This is a genomic window from Capilliphycus salinus ALCB114379, assembly GCF_047276495.1.
In the GTDB taxonomy this organism is placed as follows: Bacteria; Cyanobacteriota; Cyanobacteriia; order Cyanobacteriales; family Microcoleaceae; genus Capilliphycus; species Capilliphycus salinus.
The window spans coordinates 4,477,574-4,497,632 of the sequence record NZ_CP178543.1; the positions used below are offsets into that span (position 1 = coordinate 4,477,574).

Here is a 20,059-nt window from a genome sequence, read left to right on the forward strand (position 1 = left end):
TAAGGCGAGGGGAGTATTTTTTTTGATTATTAAATGTCTAAAACGATTAATTACTCCTCCTTCCAAATAAAAAACTTTCTTCCTTTTCCCTCTCCTTTTAGGAGAGGGCTAGGGAGAGGTGGGAAGGGGGTTGGGGGGTTAGGTCGTAAAATTTCTGGTCGAGAACGAAACGGCCCAGGGGGATTCAGGGAGGTTGCTGGGAGTGGAGAGGGGAGAGTCATATCTGAAAAAATCTTAAAACTTGTTGAAAATTTATTTCAAACTGGGGAGCAAGTCAAGGCGGGAGAAAGTGAGATCGATCTGAGGGTAACAGCCCAACCGCTCAAACGCCTACAGCACCTAAGTTAGAAGCGTGATTATCATAAAATTTTGACCAAAGCCTTTTCAAAATCCTCCTCAAAATGATAAACTCAGTGCTATTGTTATCAAAACTCAATCTCAACTAGATTAAAAGGCAGTTTTAATCAACTGTTCTTTATAATTGATTTCGCTCCCTGTGTTGCCCAATGTAACAGGGTTGTATCAAATTTGTCGTCAAAATTTACGGAACCTAAATGTCATTCAAATTTTTGTAGAGGTCCTATTAAATATGAAAACCGAGTTTCTAAATGTGGGTGTTGGCAAAGCGTCTCCGAAGCCGACTCACCCGATCTCCATCTATCGAATATTATCTCAGACAGACTAGAACAATATAATTTATGATCTCGACTTGCAAATAATAAGAGTTTATGTCAATAATATTGGAAGTCTTGACTGGGTGGGTGCATCAAAGATTAAATCAACGGTCGCATTTAACCCAAATCCTGCAAGTCCGATCTGGAAGTTTGAGCTTGCACTTAGGATAAATTCTCAATAAAACCGCATTTTGGGTAAAATCACACAGAGAGATGATCGAGCTTTTAGAATCTACCATCACAAACCCCGCTCAAGCCACAACTTTAGTCGAACTGCTCAAGTACCGAGCCGCAAGTGAAGGCGATCGCATTGGTTACATCTTTCTCACCGATGGCGAAACCGAGGAAGTTCGTCTCAGCTACGCCGCTTTAGACCAACAAGCCAAAGCGATCGCGGCTCAACTTCAGGGGTTAAGGGGACAACGCGCCCTGCTACTTTACCCACCCAGTTTAGAGTATATTTGCGCTTTATTCGGATGTTTTTATGCCGGAGTTGTCGCGGTTCCGGCTTATCCCCCTCGGCGCAACTCCAACCTTTTGCGGCTACAAAGTATTATCGCAGATGCTCAAGCCAGCGTCATTCTAACCACCACCCCATTATTAGAAAATCTTCAAAAAGTTGCCACCAACTCCGTTATCGCCACAGACAATTTAACGCCCCATTTTTCATTAAAAACAGAATTAAAAATCACTCCTGAAACCCTCGCCTTTTTACAATATACCTCCGGTTCAACGGGCAACCCAAAAGGGGTAATGCTCACCCATCAAAACTTACTTCACAACTCAAGAATTATCCATCATTGCTTTGAACATACTCCCAATAGTCGCTGTGTAATTTGGTTGCCTCCTTACCATGACATGGGATTAATCGGGGGGATTTTGCAGCCTTTTTATGGTGGATTTCCTGTTATTTTAATGTCGCCCGTTCATTTCCTGCAAAAACCGATTCGTTGGTTACAAACCATTTCTCGTTATCAAGCAACAACGAGCGGTGCGCCCAATTTTGCCTATGAACTTTGTCTGCAAAAAATTAAACCGGAACAATTAAAAACCCTCGATATCAGCAGTTGGGATGTCGCCTTTGTGGGAGCCGAACCCATTCAAGCCAAAACCTTAGAAAACTTTGCTAAAACGTTTGCGAGTTGTGGCTTTCGTTCAGAAGCTTTTTATCCTTGCTATGGTTTAGCAGAGGCGACATTATTTGTTTCGGGTGGGAAAAAATCAAAACCTCCAATTGTGCAAACTGTTGATAGCAAAAAATTAGGTTATAATATTATTGTAGAATCTAAAAATTCTAGTAATACTCAAAAAATAATAAGTTGTGGTCAAGTGGAATTTGATTACAATCTAGCAATTGTTCAGCCTGAAAGTTTAACCCCTTGTTCCGAGGGAGAAATCGGCGAAATATGGCTCTCAGGGGCAAGTGTGACACAAGGCTATTGGCAAAAAACAGAACTGACTCAACAAACTTTTCAAGCCTATTTATCAACGGGAGAAGGGCCGTTTTTAAGAACGGGAGACTTAGGATTTATCAAAAATGGTGAACTGTTTGTGACCGGACGTTTAAAAGAAGTAATTATTATTCGAGGTCGCAATTATTACCCCCAAGATATCGAACAAACCGTTCAACAAAGTGATCCGGGTTTGCGCTTGGGTTGTGGTGCGGCTTTTGGAGTTGAAAAAGAAGGCGAAGAACGTTTAGTTATCGTTCAAGAAGTGGAACGAACCGCTTTAAAAACCCTTGAGGTTAATCATGTTATAGAAAAAATTAGACGGGCTGTTTCAGAACAACATCAACTGCAAGTTTATGAAGTTGTATTCCTCAAGCCCGGTGCAATTCCCAAAACCACCAGTGGAAAAATAAAACGTTATGCTTGTCGAACTGAATATTTAGAAAAAACTCTGACCGCTATTAACAAATATAATTTGAGCTTCAATCAATCGGACACAAAACAGAATATTTCAACAGAAAAAACCGATCAACTCATTCAATGGCTGCGTACTTATGCCAACGAACAAATTAACTCCCGTCTCATCGATGAACGGCGCTGTATTCCCCCTGATATTGTCCTCGATTTTGGCAACCAAGGACTGTTAGGAATGCAGGTTCCTTATGAATATGGCGGCTTGGGTTTAAACAACATTGAAACCCTAAGAATATTAGAACAACTCGGTGCCATTGACACCACTTTAGCCCTATTTGTCGGACTCAATAATATATTAGGAATTCGCCCAATTCTCAAATTTGGCAACAACACTTTAAAAGCCGAACTTCTCCCCAAACTGGCGACGGGTCGGGAACTCGCCGCTTTTGCCCTCACCGAACCCTGCGCCGGGTCAAATCCCCAAGCCATCGAGTCCACCGCCACCAACAATTCAGACGGTTGGTTACTCAACGGAAGCAAAATTTGGAGCGGTTCGGCGGCCTGGGCGGGCGCGATTAACGTCTTCGTCAAACACCCCGAAGCGGGCGGAATTAGCGGTTTTGTGGTCCGTCGAGGTACACCCGGACTGCGGCAAGGGCCGGAAGCGCTAACGATGGGAATGCGGGGGATGGTACAGAATGCTGTTTATCTCAACGACGTGTTAGTTGATAAAAACTCTCTATTAGGTGAGGCGGGTAAAGGGTTGAGTGTCGCCCAGGATGCCATGATGTACGGGCGTTTGGCAATTGCCGCCGCCAGTATTGGGGGAATGAAACGGTGCGCCCAGTTGATGTTACGCTACAGCCAAAGACGGGTAATTTCCACCGGAAGACTGATTAATAACCCGTTTATTTTAAGTCGTTTAAATCAATTAACGGCTGCAATTACAGCGATAGAAACTTTAGTTAATCGCATTGCAAAATTATTAGATCAAGGCTTATTTGTTCCCGTAGAAGCCTATACCGTTTGTAAAATAGCAGGGCCGGAATTTTATTGGCAAGCAGCCGATGATTTAGTACAAACTTTGGGGGGACGAGGATATATTGAAACGAATTTTGCACCTCAAATTTTACGAGATGCCCGAGTTTTACGAATTTTTGAAGGGCCGACAGAAACGTTGAATTTCTTCTTGGGTTCACGAGTTTTGAATAACAGCCAAGAATTGGAACAATTTATGAGTCAAACTCTGGGCGCACCGGAAGTTTATCAAAGATTGATTGAAGGGGCTGAAAAAATTCGCGATCGCACTTCGATTGAGTCATTTTCATCATTACAAACTCGACAATGGATTTCAATTAAAGTGGGAGAACTTGCGACATTGGCGATTTTATGGGCGACTTTGCAAGGGGGAAATAGTACATCTGAAGTCATGCAACGTTCTCTCAATTGGACTAAACTTAATTTTGAACAAAAGCTAACACAAGCAATTTCTTCAACCCCCGATGATGCGGTTGTCAGAAAAGCCGATGAAACTACAGATTTAATTTATAGTTATATTGAAACCATTGGAGATCTCGAACAAACCTTGGCAGGGGAAGATTTAGTAGTTGATGAATTTCTGCGAAAATCTAATGATAATGTAGCGTTGATAAAAGCAGAAAAAAATCAACAAACAGAAGCAATTACTCAGTCAGTTTACCCGAGAGACTATCAAGAAATTAGCTTAAAATATCTCTCCTATCTTAGCCATTCCAAATTAATTGAACGTTTACAAGATGAGTTGATAGAGTGGTTAAGTCAAAAGCTAAAAATACCCGCTCATCAAATCGATCCAACTCATGCCTTTGCCGATTATGGAATAGATTCAGTTATGGCGGTTGAATTGGCCCAAGATTTAGAAGAAAAATTAGGACTTTCTCAACCCTTAGAAGCGACAATTGCTTGGAACTTTCCAACCATTAAATCCCTCGCCCAATATCTAAGCAATTTAAAAGAAGAAAAACAGCAAGAAACAGAAAAACCCAAGGAAAAACAACAGCAAAAAGTAAAATCAACTCAAAATAATCTTGATTTACTTTCAGAAGTAGAAATGGCACAGTTACTCGCGGAAGAACTCGCAATGAAAAAGGGGAGGTCAGGACAATGAATCAAAATAATTCATCAACTGAATATCGACAACTTCTCAAAGATGCACTGTTAGAAATTCGCCATCTCCGCCAACAACTGGAAACTCAAACCGAAGCCATTGCAATTATTGGTTTGGGCTGTCGTTTCCCTGGAAAGGCAAACACTCCCGAAGCCTATTGGGAACTGTTAAAAAATGGTGTTGATGCGATTACAGAAATTCCGAAACAACGTTGGGATGTAGAAAAACACTACGATTCAAACCCCGATATTCCGGGTAAAATGTACACCCGTTATGGGGGATTTATCGATGCAGTTGATCAATTTGAACCGCAATTTTTTGGGATATCTCCGAGAGAAGCGATCAGTCTTGATCCCCAACAACGTTTACTGTTAGAAGTTAGTTATACCGCCCTCGAACACGCCGGACAATCCCCCGAAAATCTTCGGGGAAGTCAAACCGGAGTCTTTATTGGGATTAGTTTTGATGACTATTCTCGTCGTAATATTAATTCCGGTGATTTGACTCGAATTGATGCCTTTAGCAGTTTAGGAAATACCCGCAGTATCGCCGCCGGAAGGATTTCTTATGTTCTCGGTTTAAACGGTCCCACACTCCAGTTAGATACAACCTGTTCTTCTTCTTTATTGGCGGTTCATTTAGCCTGTCAAAGTCTGAGAAATAAAGAATGCAATTTAGCCCTGGCAGGGGGAGTCAATTTGATGTTATCTCCCGAAGCAACCATCGGTTTTTGTAAGTTAAAAGCCTTGGCTGCGGATGGTCGTTGTAAGACGTTTGATGCCAAAGCAGATGGTTATTCAAGAGGGGAAGGTGGCGGTATTGTTATTTTAAAAAGATTATCAGATGCGATTGAAAATCAAGACAATATATTAGCGATAATTCGCGGTTCTGCGGTCAACCATGATGGTCAAAGTAACGGTTTAACCGCCCCCAACGGTTCCGCCCAAGAAGCGGTTATTCGTCAGGCTTTAGCGAATGCAAAAGTTCAACCCGAAGATATTCAATATGTAGAAGTTCACGGTACCGGAACTTCATTAGGAGACCCCATAGAAGTCTTAGCCCTTGCTAAAATATTCGGAGAAAACCGTTCAAAAAATCAACCCCTTAACATCGGTTCAGTTAAAACCAATTTCGGACATTTAGAATCGGCAGCCGGAGTCGCCAGCTTAATCAAAGTCGTCTTAAGTTTACAGCATCAAAAGATTCCGCCCCATCTCCATTTTCAACAGCCTAATCCTTACATTCCTTGGGAAAAATTACCCGTTAAAGTTCCCCAAAAACTGACAGCTTGGGAAACGGAAACCGAACAACGACTTGCCGGAATTAGTTCCTTTGGGATGAGCGGAACAAACGTTCATTTAATTGTCGAAAATGCGCCCATAGTTTCTTCTGAACCCAACTCAATCGAACGTCCTTTTCATCTGTTAACATTATCTGCAAAAACCGAGAAGGCGTTGCAAGAGTTAGCCCAAAGTTATCATCACTTTTTAGCATCGAATTCTGATGTCTCTTTGGCGGATATTTGTTTTACTGCTAACACCGGACGTTCTCACTTTGACTCTCGTTTAGCTGTTGTCGCCCAAACGCCTCAGCAACTGAGTAAAACCCTAACTGATTTTGTTGCCAAAAAAGAGACACCCGAACTATTTTCCCAAAAAATTAAAAGTAAAAAACAGCCTAAAATTGCCTTTTTGTTCACGGGACAAGGTTCACAATATGAAGGCATGGCACTGCAACTGTATCAAACTCAGCCCACTTTCAGAAACGCCCTCAATCACTGCGCTGAAATCCTCCAAAACTATTTAGATATCCCGTTATTAGACCTGCTTTATTTGCCTAATTGTCAATCCTTAATTCATCAAACAATATACACTCAACCCGTCTTATTTGCTGTTGAATATGCCCTGTTTAAACTGTGGAAATCTTGGGGAATTCAACCGGATATTCTCATCGGTCATAGTTTAGGAGAATATGTCGCCGCTTGTGTTGCGGGAGTCTTCAGTTTAGAAGAGGGACTCCAACTCGTTGCCAGTCGCGCCCGTTTAATGCAGCAACTTCCGCAAAATGGCGAAATGGTTGTGGTTTTTGCCGACGAAGAAACGGTAAAAGCTTGTTTAGAATTACAGCCAACTCTTGTAGAAATAGCTGTTATTAACAGTCCCCAAAATACAGTGATTTCCGGTGAAACTGAAGCCGTTAACCAAGTAGTAGAATCTCTGAATCAACAAGGATACAAAACCCAAAAACTCCCGGTTTCCCATGCGTTTCATTCTCATCTGGTTGAACCGATGTTAGACGAGTTTAGGGAAGTCGCAGAAAAAATTAAGTATAATTTGCCGTCGATTGATATTGTTTCTAACGTTACGGGAACATTGGCAACCGAAGAAATAACAACCGCAGAATATTGGTGTCGTCATCTGCGTCATTCGGTGAAATTTGCTTCGGGAATAGAGACATTAAACCAGTTGGGAATAGATGTTTTTGTAGAAATCGGGCCGAAGCCAACATTGATTAGTTTAGGACAAAGTTCTTTGGGAAACAGCGATAAATTGTGGTTGGCAAGTCTGACGCCTAAACAAGAGAATTGGCAAACAATATTATCGAGTTTATCTCAGTTATATGTAGGCGGAGTTGAGGTGAATTGGATAAAGTTTGATCAAGATTATTCTCGTCAACGGGTGGCTTTACCGACCTATCCTTTCCAACGACAACGTTATTGGCAAGATATTCCTGAGATAAGGCTTTCTTTTAACTCTCAAAATCTTCATCCTTTACTGGGTCAAAAACTTAATCTGGCTAACTCACAAACCATTCATTTTCAAAGCAAGCTGAGTCAAAATTATCCTCATTTTCTTCAAGACCATCGAATATTTGAGTCGGCTATTTTACCCGCATCAGCTTATATAGAAATGGCGTTAGCTGCGGGAAAAGAAGTTAATCCTACAGGTAATTTAGGGTTAGAAAATGTGGTTTTGCACCAGGCTATGATTCTTCCTGAAAATGGAGAAAAAACAGTTCAACTGATTTTAAGTCTCCAGGAAAATCAAAGTTATCGGTTTGAAATTTTTAGCTTGGTAGAAAATTCACAAGTTTGGGTGAATCACGCTACTGGAAAGTTAGCTATTCAAACTGATGCAGTTCAGAATAGAAATCAATTAAATCTTAAAGCAGCAGAAAAAGGAACAATTCAAACCGTTGAAGCTGTTTATCAAAATTATCAAAATCGAGGGATAACCTATGGTGATTCTTTTAAAATTTTAGATGAAGTATACGGATTGGACTTGGAAGAAAACCAAGTTGTAGCGCAAATTAACCCCTCTGAAACTATTGTAGAAGAATTGAATCGTTATCAAGTTCATCCCATTCTACTCGATGCTTGTTTTCAGGCGGTTGGTGCGGCTTTTCCAGAGGAGCAGTTAGACACTTATTTACCTGTTAGTTTTCAGCAGTTTATTATTCATAAAAAATTTGATAAAAATATCTTTTGGACTCAAGTTAAACTGCATTCTACATCGAATCCTAAAGTTTATTCGGCTGATATTTTAATTGCCAATTCAGAAGGGGAAATTACTGCACAAATCAATCAGCTACAAATTCAAGCGGTCACTCTCGAAGCGATTTTAGGAAATTCCACTCCCAACCTACAAGATTGGTTGTATACAGTTGAATGGAAACCTCAACCCCTAAGTTCATCTGCAACTAATTTCGTAGTTCAGACTCAACAAATTTTTGATGAGATTGTCCCCGAGTTTAGGCAATTTTTAAGTCAACCGCAGTTTAAAAAATACGTTCAACTGTTACCTCAATTGGAAGATTTGAGCCTCAGCTATATTATCCAAGCGTTTAGACAGATGGGGTTTGAGTTTACAGCTAAACAGCCATTTTCATCTCAAGAATTAGCAGATAAATTAGGGATTACAAGCAAACAACAACGTCTATTTGAACGACTACTAGAAATCTTGTCAGAAGCCGGAATTCTGCAAAGAAAAAATCAAGCTTGGGAAGTCATTAAAGAATCGATTGAAATTGATTCTCCGATTCGGATTCAAACCCAACTTGGTCTAGACCCAGAAATAGAAGCGGAACTTTCCCTTTTAACCGCTTGTGGCTCTCATCTAGCAGAAGTTTTGCAAGGAAAATTAGACCCCATACAGTTACTCTTTCCGAGTGGAGATGTTAGCTTTTTAACTCAACTTTATCAAAACTCACCCGGAGCAAAAGTTATGAATACCTTGGTCGAAAAGGTTATTCAAAAAGCTCTAGAAAATCAACCTCAAACCCAAAAGCTAAAAATTCTCGAAATTGGTGCTGGTACTGGCGGAACAACAGCCTATCTATTACCCCATTTAAAAGCTGAAAATATTGAATATATCTTTACGGATGTTTCTCCATTATTCACCACGAAAGCAGAACAGAAGTTTAAGGACTGTTCCTGTGTTCGCTATCAACTTCTAGACGTTGATAAAGACCCCAATTTACAAGGATATCAATCCGAAAGTCATCAGATAATTATTGCGGCTAATGTATTACACGCCACCGCAGATTTACGCCAAACCTTAGCTCATGTTAAGCAATTGTTAGCACCGGGGGGAATGTTGGTTTTACTCGAAGGAACTCAACCTTTATCCTGGCTCGATATTATCTTTGGTTTAACAGAAGGATGGTGGAAATTTAGCGACAATTTCCGTCCCAATTATCCTCTAATTTCAGCCTCTCAGTGGAAAAACTTACTATCAGAAAATGGATTTGAACAAGTTGCAACACTTGAACCCTCACAAATTGATTCGGATAGTTTTTCTCAGCAAACTGTTATTGTTGCCCAAAAACAACGACATAAATCAGCAGAGAATAAAACTCAAAAACACTGGTTAATTTTTTCCGACAGCCAAGGCGTTGGTCAAAACTTGGCAGAGCGTTTACAAGAAATTGGAGAACATTCAACGCTCGTTTTTGCGGGTTTAAATTATCAACAGTTAACCCAAAATAAATTTCAGATAGACTCTAATAATCTTAGTCACTATCACCATCTAATCGAAACAGTGAAAAGCCAAAACTCCTCTTTAACAGGTGTTGTTAACTTGTGGAGTTTAGAGACTCCTAAAATCGAAAATTTGGGTTCTGAGGAATTAAAAATAGCTTCTCGGCTTGGATGGAATAGTACGTTCAATATAGTTCAGTCTTTAGTGAAAACTTTAGACTCAGAATTACCGAGTTTATGGCTAGTAACCAGTGGCTCAATTTCAACTGGAGAGAATGGAAGTTTATCGGGAATCGTTCAATCACCTGTTTGGGGAATTGGAAAAGTTATCGCTTTAGAACATCCCGAACTAAAATGTGCCAGAATTGATTTAGATGACAAAAATGATATTATACAAAAATCGGAAATATTGCTCAGTGAAATCCAAGAAACTAGCAAAACTGAAGATCAAATTACTTGGCGAAATGATACCCGTTTTGTGGCTAGATTGGCACGTTTAAGTCAATTTGAAAACTCGGAAAGTTTGCAGGTTCAAAACGAACCCTATCAACTGACCGTTACTCAACGGGGAACATTAGAAAATCTTCAACTTCTATCCTCACCTCGCCGCCAACCGAATGCCAAAGAAGTAGAAATTAAAGTCAAAGCAACTGGACTTAATTTCCGCGATATTCTGAACACTTTGGGACTTTATCCCGGAGATGCGGGTTTATTAGGATGCGAATGTGCCGGGGAAATTATTCGTATTGGTAATGAAGTCAAAGGTTTAAATATTGGAGATAAAGTCATAGCAATTGCGGCGGGTAGTTTTAGCCAATTTGTTACGGTTAACGCAGCAATAGTTGCTAAAATTCCTGACCGTTTAAGCTTTGAAGAAGCAGCCACAATTCCTGTTACCTTTCTAACCGCATATTACACCTTACATCATATCGCCAAAATTGCTAAAGGCGACCGGATTTTAATTCATGCAGCAGCAGGCGGTGTCGGTCAAGCGGCGGTGCAGTTAGCCCAACAAGCGGGTGCGGAAGTATTTGCAACCGCCAGCCCGAGTAAATGGAAATTTCTTCAATCGTTAGGTATTCAACACATTATGAATTCCCGAACTTTAGAATTTGCCGATGAAATTACGAAGCAAACTCAAGGTCAGGGTGTTGATATTGTTCTCAATTCTTTATCCGGTGAATTTATTGATAAAAGTTTTTCCGTACTTAAAGATAACGGACGCTTTATTGAAATCGGAAAGGCTGGTCTGAATACTAACCAAGTTGATGAAATTAAACCCAATGCTTCCTATTTTCAAATTGATTTAGTTGAACAGTGTCGCAGAGAACCCGATTTAATTCAATCGATGTTGCATCACTTAATTCAGCAGTTTAAAGACGGAAAACTTTGTCCGCTCCCCCGCCAAGTTTTTTCGATTCAAAAGTCAAAAGAGGCTTTTCGACAGATGCAACAAGCCAAACATATTGGTAAAATTGTTATCTCTAATTCATCGATTCGGGGTGATGGAACTTATCTGATTACTGGCGGTTTAGGCGGGTTAGGATTATTATTAGCAGATTGGTTAGTTAACAAAGGAGCCAAACATTTAGTTTTGGTCAGTCGTCGGTCAGTTAACTCAGAAATTAAACCCAAAATAACTCAGTTAGAAAAAGCAGGAGCCACAGTTATAACAGCTAAAGCCGATGTTTCTAACCCGAATCAACTCGCTGATATATTTCAAAAAATAGAACAAACTATGCCTCCTTTACGGGGTGTCTTTCATGCGGCTGGACTGTTAGATGATGGCGTATTAATGCAACTCAACCGCGAACGATTTGAACGGGTAATGGCTCCTAAAATTCAAGGGGCTTGGAATTTGCATCAGTTCACTCAAAATCAATCTCTTGACTTGTTTATTCTGTTTTCTTCAGCAACAGCATTATTGGGTTCGCCCGGACAAGCAAACCACGTCGCCGCCAACACATTTTTAGATGCTTTAGCACACTATCGTCAAAGTTTAGGATTACCCGGACTTAGTATTAATTGGGGGGCTTGGTCGGATATTGGAGCGGCCGCAAATAAAGCCGAAACCAACATCAGTTTAAGAGGAGTTGGGATGATTTATCCCACACAAGGATTAGAAATTTTAGAGCAATTAATTACGGAACCTAGCCCACAAGTTGGGGTCATTCCAATTGATTGGTCGCATTTTGTAAAAGCTAATAAAGTTTCGCCCTTTTTCGCAGAATTTAGTTCAACTTCAAGAACCGAAAAGTCCGAAAATTTATCGTCTTGGTTGCCCCAACTTCAACAAACACCTATCAAGAAACGTCGAGCAGTCTTAGAAAAGTTAATAATCGGTGAAATTTCCAAAGTTCTTGGCTTTAAACCCACAGAATTAGATGTAAGAACCGGATTTTTTGATTTGGGAATGGATTCTCTGACTTCTGTTGAATTAAAAAATAGATTGCAAACAGGTTTAGAATGTAGTTTACCTTCTACGGTTGCATTTGACTATCCGACAACAGAAGCTTTAATTAACTATCTAGAAAGTATTATTCCCATAGAGTTTAAGCGAGAACCGAAAAAAGTTCTAGACCCCATACCCAAAGAGTTAGAAATAGAACCAAATCAAGAACTATCAGAAGATGAAATTGCCAATAAACTCGATGAAAAATTAGCTAATATTGATCAATTTCTAAACTTATAGGAGGTAAAATAATGAATCAAATTTATTCCGAAAATACAGAGCAACAAACAGACAATCGCTCCCGACTAACCCGAGCATTGCAAGCAATAGAAAAAATGCAGTCTAAATTAACAGAAATGGAATCGGCACGTACAGAACCGATTGCCATTATTGGGTTAGGCTGTCGCTTTCCGGGTGCAAAAAATCCCGATGAATTTTGGACATTATTACAGCAAGGAAAAGATGCTATTTCCGAAGTTCCCCCCGACCGTTGGAATATTGAAAATTACTATGATTGCAACCCTGAAACCCCTGGAAAAATATCAACTCGTTATGGTGGATTTGTCCCAAATTTAGCTGAATTTGATGCTCAGTTTTTTGGAATTGCACCGAGAGAAGCTATTAGTTTAGACCCTCAACAGCGCTTACTTTTAGAAGTGAGTTGGGAAGCGTTAGAAAATGCTGGAATTATCCCCGAAAAACTAACAGAAAAACAAACAGGAGTCTTTATCGGAATTAGCAGTAACGATTATTCTCAACACTTACTCACCCGAGATATTAAAGAAATTGACGCCTATCTTGCGACGGGAAATTCTCACAGTACAGCCGCAGGTCGTCTTTCCTATTTGTTGGGTTTTACGGGGCCTAGTTTAGCTGTAGATACCGCTTGTTCATCTTCATTAGTGAGTATTCATTTAGCCTGCCAAAGCTTGCGAAACAAAGAATGTCATCTCGCTTTGGCTGGAGGTGTTAACCGCATAATTTCACCGGAATTTAGCATCAACTTTTCCAAGGCTAAAATGCTCGCTTCTGACGGTCGCTGTAAAACTTTTGATGCGGCAGCCGATGGTTTTGTGCGTTCTGAAGGCGGCGGAATTATTATTCTTAAACGTTTATCTGATGCGATTACTAATGGAGATAAAATATTAGCTGTAATTCGAGGTTCAGCAATTAATCAAGATGGTCGTAGCAGTGGGTTAACTGTTCCGAACGGCCCCTCTCAGCAAGCCGTAATTCATCAAGCCCTAGAAAATAGTAAAGTTAATCCCGCCCAAATTAACTATATTGAGGCACATGGAACAGGTACAAGCTTAGGTGATCCTATCGAAATTGGTGCGTTAGGGGCTGTTTTTCGCCACACCCATACCTCAGAAAAACCATTAATTCTTGGTTCAGTAAAAACCAATATTGGTCATCTCGAAGCGGGGGCTGGAATTGCCGGATTAATTAAAGTTGTGTTAGCATTAAAACATGAACAAATCCCACCTAATCTGCATTTTAAAACCCCTAATCCTCATATTAATTGGAATCAATTTCCTATCACTATTCCCACGCAATTGATGCCCTGGCGTTCAGGAGAAACACCTAGACTAGCAGGTATAAGTTCTTTTGGGTTTAGCGGAACAAATGCTCACATTATTGTAGAAGAAGCTCCGGCTATTAAATTAGCTAAAACTACCGAAAATCGCCCTTTACACCTGTTCACTCTTTCCGCTAAAACACCTGAAGCCCTCGAAGAATATATTCATAACTATGAGCAGTATTTAACTCATTGCCAAGCATCTATAGAAGATATTTGCTTTAGTGCAAATACGGGGCGATCGCACTTTCAATATCGGCTTTGTGCAACTGCAAATTCAGTTAACGAACTTCGTCAAAACTTAACAACTAAAAAATACGTTACTCAAGGAAAAATATCCTACAATAATCATAAAATAGCCTTTTTATTTACAGGGCAAGGTTCACAATATGAAGGCATGGCACTGCAACTGTATCAAACTCAGCCCACCTTCAGAAACGCCCTTAATTACTGCGCTGAAATCATCCAAAATTATTTAGATATCCCGTTATTAGACCTGCTTTATTTGCCTAATTGTCAATCCTTAATTCATCAAACAATATACACTCAACCCGTCTTATTTGCTGTTGAATATGCCCTGTTTAAACTGTGGAAATCTTGGGGAATTCAACCGGATATTCTCATCGGTCATAGTTTAGGAGAATATGTCGCCGCTTGTGTTGCGGGAGTCTTCAGTTTAGAAGAGGGACTCCAACTCGTTGCCAGTCGCGCCCGTTTAATGCAGCAACTTCCGCAAAATGGCGAAATGGTTGTGGTTTTTGCCGACGAAGAAACGGTAAAAGCTTGTTTAGAATTACAGCCAACTCTTGTAGAAATAGCTGTTATTAACAGTCCCCAAAATACAGTGATTTCCGGTGAAACTGAAGCCGTTAACCAAGTAGTAGAATCTCTCAATCAACAAGGATACAAAACCCAAAAACTCCCGGTTTCCCATGCGTTTCATTCTCATCTGGTTGAACCGATGTTAGACGAGTTTAGGGAAGTCGCAGAAAAAATTAAGTATAATTTGCCGTCGATTGATATTATTTCTAACGTTACGGGAACATTGGCAACCGAAGAAATAACAACCGCAGAATATTGGTGTCGTCATCTCCGTCATTCGGTGAAATTTGCTTCGGGAATAGAGACATTGAACCAGTTGGGAATAGATATTTTTGTAGAAATCGGGCCGAAGCCAACGTTAATTAGTTTAGGACAAATCAGTTTGGGAAACAGCGATAAATTGTGGTTGGCAAGTCTGACGCCTAAACAAGAGAATTGGCAAACAATATTATCGAGTTTATCTCAGTTATATGTAGCCGGAGTGGAGATTAATTGGTTGGGGTTTGATCAAGATTATTCTCGTCAACGGGTAGCTTTACCGACCTATCCTTTCCAACGACAACGTTATTGGTTTGAAACTCCTCATCAAAAGTCACCATCTAAGAATAATAGACGACAACCTAATGAACATCCGTTGTTAGGAAATAAACTCAATCTTGCTAAATCTGATGCGATTTTATTTGAAAGTCTAATGAGTTTAGAAGATTTAGAGTTTCTGAATCATCATCGTGTTTTTGATACTGTTATTTTACCTGCCGCAGGTTTTCTTGAAATTGTATTAGCGGCCGGCTCTAAACTGACTAAAAATGAAAATTTAGTCTTAGAAAACGTTAGTATAAAAGCACCCTTAACTCTGATTAAAAATGAAAATAAGATTTTACAGACTATTCTAATACCTGAATCTAATCAAGCATATACTTTTGAGATATTTAGTTCTGTAGAATCTGATTCTGAGGCTTCTTGGGTACTCCATGCGAGTGGAAAATTGACAACTGAAAGTTTCAGTGACTCTCGGGTTATTAATTCTCAAGATAAATTTGAACAACAAGTAAATGTAAAAAACTATTATCAGCAGTTGCAAGCGAACGGAATAGAATTTGGTGAAGACTTTCAAGCGATCCATAAATTATGGAGTAACGAGTCACAGTCTCTAGGAATTATTCAAATATCAGAAAAACTGATTGCCGAAAGTTTAAACTATAGATTTCATCCAGTATTGTTAGATGGATGCTTACAAACTTTAGGTGTAAATATAGGTATAACTGGCGGAAAAGAAAGTCATTTAAAAGCTTATTTACCCATAGGTTTAGAACGATTCGCCTTCTATAATAATCCTAGCTTTCAAGTCAAAAGTTTGGCTGAAATTAGACCAATTAAGTCTCATAATCAACAAATCTTAGTCGCCGATTTAAAGATTACTGATTTAGATGACAAACTCATTGCAACAATAGAAGGCTTACAACTTCAACCTGTCAGCCCTGAATTACTCTTTAAAAATCAATCTAACTCATTTCAGGATTGGCTTTATCAAATTGAATGGAAATCTCAAAACCATACAAATACAAAAAAATCGGCGGATTATCTGCTTAAACCTGAAGACATGAAAGAACGGTTGTCTTCCCAATGTACTCAATTAATTAATCAACCCGAGATAGTCAAATATCAGGAGTTATTACTCGAAATAGAGTCATTGAGTTCAGCTTATATTTTAAATGCTTTTCAGCAGATGGGTTTGACTTTTCAGACAAATCAACAGTTTTCAACTGAAGAATTATTCCAAAAATTAGGAATTGTCAGCCAACACAAAAGACTGTTTAATCGGTTGCTAGAAATCTTAGCAGAAGATCGGATATTAGTCGCCTCGGAAAACGAGAATTGGGGAGTGATTAATTTACCCAATCTAGTCCCAGTGGAAGTACAGCAAAATACATTATTAGAACGTTATCCAAACGCCAAAGCCGAGTTAACTTTATTGCATCAGTGCGGTTCACAATTGGCTGAAGTTTTACGCGGAAATTGCGATCCGACTCAGTTACTTTTTCCCCAGGGAGACTTAAGTTTAACGACTCAAATCTATCAAGATTCTCCCGGTGCAAAAGTAATGAATACAATCATACAAAAAGCCGTCTGTTCAGCTTTAGAAAATATTCTCCCCGAACAAAAGATAAGAATTCTTGAAATTGGTGCAGGAACAGGCGGAACAACTGCTTATTTACTTCCCTATCTGAATCAATCTCAAACCGAATATATTTATACTGATATTTCCCCCCTGTTTGTCAATAAAGCAAAACAGAAGTTTCAAAACTACGATTTTGTTAAGTATCAAGTTCTAGATATAGAAAAATCTCTAAAGGTACAGAACTTTGAAAGTAATCAATATGATATTGTTATTGCTGCTAACGTTCTACACGCAACCTCAAATTTACAGCAAGTTTTGGATAATATTAAACGTTTACTTATTCCCAAAGGATTGCTGATTTTGTTAGAAGGAACTCAACCTTTGCGTTGGTTTGACTTAACCTTTGGCTTGACAGAAGGATGGTGGAAATTTAACGATAAAAATCTCCGTCCAAACTATCCTTTAATTACTGCCTCTCAATGGCAAACACTGTTAATAGAAAATGGGTTTGAACAAGCGAAAAACTTAACAGAAAATTACAATAAACCCCTAGAACAAGCAGTGATTGCTGCTCAAGTTGATCGACTCAATAAGTCAGAATCAAAGCAATGGTTAATTTTTGCAGATCACCAAGGAATGGCTCAACAACTTACTCAACTTTTGACAGAGCAGGGAGAATCCTGTACTTTGGTGTTTGCAGGGCAAGAATACCAACAGCTAAATCAACAAAGCTATCAAGTCAATCCTAATAAAATAGATGATTTTAATCAACTTTTTGCAACCATAACAGCGAAAAATATAATCTGTCAAAAAGTTGTCTACCTCTGGAGTTTAGAGACTTTACCACCCGAAGCTTTGAGTTTAGAAGAATTGACAACAACCTCCAAAACAGGCTGGGAAAGCTTATTAAGCCTAACTCAATTACTGATTAAAAACTATTCTGAACCGCCATCTTTAGCAATTGTTACTAAAGGATCTGTTGCAACTGGAATAGAAACGAATTTGTCGGGAATAGCCTATTCTCCCCTATGGGGACTGGGGAAAGTCATTGGTTTAGAACATCCAGAACTGCACTGCATTCAAGTAGATTTAGACCCTGAAAACTCCCTTGAAACTCAAGTCAATAGCTTGTTAACTGAACTCAAACATCCCACAGCAGAAAATCAAGTATCATTTCGTCAAAATAATCGAAAAGTATCTCGATTAACTCGCTATAAAACTAACAGTTCAAATCGATTAAAGTTTCCCCAAAATCAATCCTTTAAACTGGGGATTTCCAAACGGGGAACGCCGGAAAATCTGATTTTACAGCCTACAACTCGCCGCAAACCCAAAGCACAAGAAGTTGAAATAGAAGTCAAAGTAACTGGATTGAACTTCATTGATGTTTTGGATGTATTAGGTGTACTTCCCTTTGAAAGAGATTGGTTTGGGGTAGAATGTGCAGGTGAAATTGTAGCAGTTGGAGAGGGTGTAGAACACGTCAAAATAGGCGATAATGTTATCGCTCTCGCGCCGGGAAGTTTTAGTCAATATGTAACTGTTAACGCTCAATTAGTGACTTTAAAACCCGCTCACTTAAGTTTTGAGGAAGCGGCTACAATTCCCGCCAATTTCATAACAGCTTATTATGCCTTACATCATCTTGCAAAAATTTCTAAAGGAGACAAAATTCTAATTCATTCTGCCGCAGGTGGAACCGGGATGGCGGCTGTAAAAATAGCCCAAGCTATGGGAGCAGAAGTGTTTGCAACTGCAAGTTTTAGTAAGTGGGAATTTTTAAAATCATTAGGTATAAAACATATTATGAACTCGCGAACGTTTGAATTTGCCGATGAAATTATGCGGCAAACTCAAAACCAGGGAGTTGATATTGTTTTCAATTCTTTGTCGGGAGAATTTATCTCAAAAAGTTTATCGATACTTAAAGAAAATGGACGTTTTATAGAAATTGGCAAGCGAGAAATTTGGAGTTTAACTCAAGTCAAAAACATCAAGCCAAATGTCTCTTATTACCTGGTTGATTTAATGACTACCGCCCAAGAAAATCCAAATTTAATTCAGTCGCTTTTATCAGAAATAGTGCGGAAGTTTACAACCCAAGAATTACAACCGCTACCCTACAAAGTGTTTAATATTCAAAACGCACCTGCTGCTTTTCGATATATGCAGCAAGCCAAACATATCGGTAAACTTATCATCACAAACTCAACTCAAGAAAATCGCAAAAATTTATCTGAGGGAACTTATCTAATTACAGGAGGTTTGGGAGGATTAGGACTGTTAGTTGCTCGTTGGCTGGTTGAAAAAGGAGCGAAAAATATAGTATTATTAAGTCGTCGTCATCCCAACTCAGAAACTCAACAAACTTTGGATGAGTTAGAAGCAATGGGAGCGAAAGTAGTTGTGATTGAAGTTGACGTTTATGATGGCAAAATTTTAACAAAAATATTTCAAACAATCCTAGAAAATTTACCCGTGTTACGGGGAGTTTTTCATGCGGCTGGAGTCTTAGAAGACAGTGTATTAATGCAACTAAACTCTGAAAAATTTGAGCGAGTAATGAAGCCTAAAATGCACGGTGCATGGAATTTACACCAGTTAACAAAAGACATCCCTCTCGACTATTTTGTACTCTTTTCTTCGGCTGCTTCGCTGTTAGGTTCACCCGGACAAGCGAATCACGTCGCAGCGAACACTTTTCTAGATATGCTTGCTCACTACCGCCAAATATTGGGCTTACCCGGACTCAGTATTAATTGGGGTGCCTGGTCTGAAGTCGGAGCGGCGGCTGAACGTCAAGTCACTCAGCAGATGAGCCTCAAGGGAGTAGGAACGATTTCTCCTCAGCAAGGGCTAGAAATTTTAGAGGAATTAATCGCTCAACCCGACCCACAAGTTGGGGTCATTCCGATAGATTGGTCGCGTTTTTTACAACAAGGATTGATTTCGCCTTTCTTCTCAGAAATTATCCCAACAGAAGCACAACTGCAACCAAAAAAAGACTCAAAAATTATCCAAAAACTGGCAACCCTTCCCGCTGATGAGCATGAATCTATTTTAATTTCTTACTTGCAAGCTGAAGTCGGTAAAGTGTTAGGACTGCAACCCTCTCAATTTCCCGATCCAAAGCAAGGCTTTTTTGATATGGGGATGGACTCTTTGATGATAATTGAACTCAGAAATCGTTTGGAGAATAGTTTGGGAAAATCTGTTCCTTCAACTGTTATTTTTGAATATCCAACCATCAAAGATTTAGCCGAATATATTAGAGCCGAAATCCTACCAACTAACCCCTTGATTAATTCAAATAAAAATGTTAGTCTAGTTACGCAAGAACGGCCAGAACTTACCGGAAATAATATAGAAAATTCTATTAATAAAGAACTTGAAAATTTAGAAAAATTATTAGGAGGTTAAACCC

At 39.4% G+C, this 20,059-nt stretch carries 3 protein-coding genes; all 3 read left to right on the plus strand.

Annotated elements, in window-relative coordinates; translation table 11 throughout:
* The first annotated feature begins 887 nt into the window (after positions 1–887).
* From ACL6C3_RS18315 to ACL6C3_RS18325, 3 genes are read left to right on the plus strand one after another with little or no spacing between them, the layout of a single operon-like run.
* Complete coding sequence (locus tag ACL6C3_RS18315; RefSeq protein WP_413160470.1) at positions 888–4,685, plus strand: AMP-binding protein; 3,798 nt, start codon at positions 888–890, stop codon at positions 4,683–4,685.
* Entirely contained in the window at positions 4,682–12,355 is a 7,674-nt protein-coding gene (locus ACL6C3_RS18320; protein WP_413160471.1) for an SDR family NAD(P)-dependent oxidoreductase, read from the plus strand. Before ACL6C3_RS18315 ends, ACL6C3_RS18320 begins: the two co-directional genes overlap by 4 nt.
* A gap of 11 nt (positions 12,356–12,366) precedes the next feature.
* Positions 12,367–20,055: an SDR family NAD(P)-dependent oxidoreductase gene (locus ACL6C3_RS18325; protein ID WP_413160472.1), complete on the plus strand. Its 7,689-nt coding sequence runs from the start codon at positions 12,367–12,369 to the stop codon at positions 20,053–20,055.
* Positions 20,056–20,059: the final 4 nt, after the last annotated feature.

Bases quoted from the DNA above. Each gene is read 5' to 3' on its own strand.
- ACL6C3_RS18315 (WP_413160470.1), top strand. From the start codon at position 888: ATGATCGAGCTTTTAGAATCTACCATCACAAACCCCGCTCAAGCCACA.
- ACL6C3_RS18320 (WP_413160471.1), top strand. From the start codon at position 4,682: ATGAATCAAAATAATTCATCAACTGAATATCGACAACTTCTCAAAGAT.
- ACL6C3_RS18325 (WP_413160472.1), top strand. From the start codon at position 12,367: ATGAATCAAATTTATTCCGAAAATACAGAGCAACAAACAGACAATCGC.